This is a genomic window from Salinivibrio sp. PR5 (genome assembly GCF_001996085.1).
Lineage (GTDB): Bacteria > Pseudomonadota > Gammaproteobacteria > Enterobacterales > Vibrionaceae > Salinivibrio > Salinivibrio proteolyticus.
The window spans coordinates 1-2,347 of record NZ_MUFK01000087.1; the positions used below are offsets into that span (position 1 = coordinate 1).

Below are 2,347 nucleotides of genomic sequence, written 5' to 3' on the forward strand. Positions count from 1 at the left end.
CTTTGCAGTGCCAAGTCTGGATAGCGGCGTCATCAACCCAAAAGGTAATCGAACCACGATTAATCAGTGCTTGATTGTATTGCTTCCAATTGCTGATTTTATACTTGGCTTTGCTCATCATCGGTGACCTGTTTGAGGCGTTGATGATCTGATCGCGGCTCGGATGATAAGTTCAATGATTTAGGAAACAACGCCTCGCATAGCTATAAAGACTCTGATTTAGTAAGGCAGGTTAAGCAGAGCCTTAATAATCATGATTTAAGTGTTTACTGTGACTGGACTAGTGATAATGATTTTTTGAAGCGAAATCTAGTAAGTGACTACACCAAAATGGTGCTAAAAAAGCGAATTGAACAATCAAGGTGTATTGTATTTCTGCAAACAAAAAACTCCGTGAATACAGACAATTCATTTACATCACCTTGGATATCATTGGAAATTGAACATGCGTTATCAATCGGTAAACCAATATATAGCTTAAATTTCACCAACGATAGCGATATGTTTAAACAAGTGAAATATTTTATTGATAATGGTATTGAAATTGATGATGCCGAAGTCAATAAAATACGCACGTAACAAACGAGCATGTCGTCAATCGTTGAATTTTGGCGAGATCTCTATCCCACATCACGCCGTCTTTGAGCATTGAACCTAAGCTCACCATCATCTCACGTTCACAGGCAATAATGGCAATTTTTTGTAATTAATCTCTGAATAAAGAGAAAAGTGGTGTTTAGCGAGCTCAACTTTTTTCTCCTAAAACAGTACCGAGCTAGACGGTGTCGTCTTGATAATTCGAGTGATGGTGAACATCGACGATATAGAGTAAGGATATTGCATGGAAATTAGGACTGGCAAGCATACAGATGTATCGGCTATTACCGACATTTTTAACTTTTACATCGAACATACCAATGCTCGATTTGAGGTAGAGCCGTTCACAGTAGAGAATCGCCAAGAATGGTTTTCGCAGTTTTCAAGTGGAACGAAGCATCAGCTTTATGTTGCGATAGAATACGGCTTAGTATGTGGTTTTGCATGCTCCCAACCGTATAGGGTGAATTTTGCTTTTGACGATACGGTCGAGGTGACAGTGTATTTAGCGCCAGAGGCGAAAGGCAAAGGCTTAGGGACTAGGCTGTATAAGCGGTTATTCTCATCGATAAGCACGTGCGGTGTTCATCGCGCACTGGCCGGTATTGCGTTGCCAAATGATGCATCAATAGCTTTGCATAAACGCTTTGGTTTTAAAGAGGTTGGTGTTTTCRACGAGTACGCAAGAAAAAATGGGCATTATATTAGTTCAATTTGGTTAGGAAAGACGTTGGATGCTATGCCTGATTGTGTTGATTAGTTCATAACTAGCGTATTTCTGCAAGGTAGCAATCAATGAGGATAAAATGAATACAGTGGATGTAATGCGAGACTACAATGAGTTTGAGCGAAAGCTTGTTCCCTCGTTTAATGGTGTAAAGGAGTCAGATAATAATCTGACGAAGTTCGTATCAAAAGATCGTTGTGGTAGTTATATTTCTTTCTTTGATTTTGACGAAAATATTGCTGAATCAATAGTTAAAGAGCAGCTAGTATACTTTAGCCAACGCAACTTATGCTTTGAGTGGAAGACATATAGTACCGATAATCCAAGTAATATCGGCAGTGTATTACTCGCTAATGGTTTTGAAAAAGAAGATACCGAATCATTTATGGTTTTGGATCTTTCAAAGGCCATTGGTGAGCCCTTTGATGAATCTCAGATCACAGAGGTTTCTGACAGCACAGGCATTCGTGACGCAATAAGGGTTCAAGAACAAGTTTGGGGTGGAGACTTCGATTGGCAATACAACTACCTAATGAGTCTCAAAGAAAATTCTCCAGATTCAGTGTCCATTTATGTAGTGTATGTCAACGATCAACCAGTCACTTCTGGCTGGCTAACGTTTAATGGAAGCAGTCCATTTGCAGGTATTTGGGGCGGAAGCACAATCGAAGAATTTCGCGGTAATGGGTATTATAGTTTGCTCCTTAACAAACGCATCGCTGAAGCGAAATCGAAACGGGTTAAATATCTTATAATCGATGCCTCAGATATGAGTAAACCAATCGTATCAAAGCGTGGTTTTGAAGTCGTAGCGACAACAACGGGATACACTTCACCAAATAGCTAATAAACGATTAGCTGCCTCTGGCACTTCTTTCAGCGCGAGAGCAGCCAATAAGTAAGCGTATATACTGTTACCTTAAAAGTGGTACTTAGAGAGACTAGCGTCAAAGTTAATTGATTAGATATAGTTACCTTCTGTATTCAAGGTTGTGTCTAAGTGATGTTGATTATCAATAAAGG

General features: G+C 39.6%; 2 protein-coding genes and 2 pseudogenes. 3 read left to right on the top strand and 1 reads right to left on the bottom strand.

What is annotated here, in order from left to right; genetic code table 11:
• Positions 1-118, bottom strand: a pseudogene (locus BZG82_RS16290) (IS5/IS1182 family transposase); the annotation flags it as partial.
• Positions 119-207: 89 nt separating this feature from the next.
• Between BZG82_RS16290 and BZG82_RS16695 the strand changes: the two are divergent.
• From BZG82_RS16695 to BZG82_RS15925, 3 genes and pseudogenes are all read left to right on the top strand, one after another.
• Positions 208-579, top strand: a pseudogene (locus BZG82_RS16695) (TIR domain-containing protein); the annotation flags it as partial.
• Positions 580-841: 262 nt separating this feature from the next.
• Positions 842-1,357, top strand: coding sequence for a GNAT family N-acetyltransferase (locus tag BZG82_RS15920; RefSeq protein ID WP_077766311.1), 516 nt, complete (start codon positions 842-844; stop codon positions 1,355-1,357).
• Between the two features lie 46 nt (positions 1,358-1,403).
• A complete protein-coding gene (locus BZG82_RS15925; RefSeq protein WP_077480114.1) occupies positions 1,404-2,171 on the top strand; it encodes a GNAT family N-acetyltransferase in 768 nt (255 codons plus the stop codon).
• Positions 2,172-2,347 lie beyond the last annotated feature (176 nt).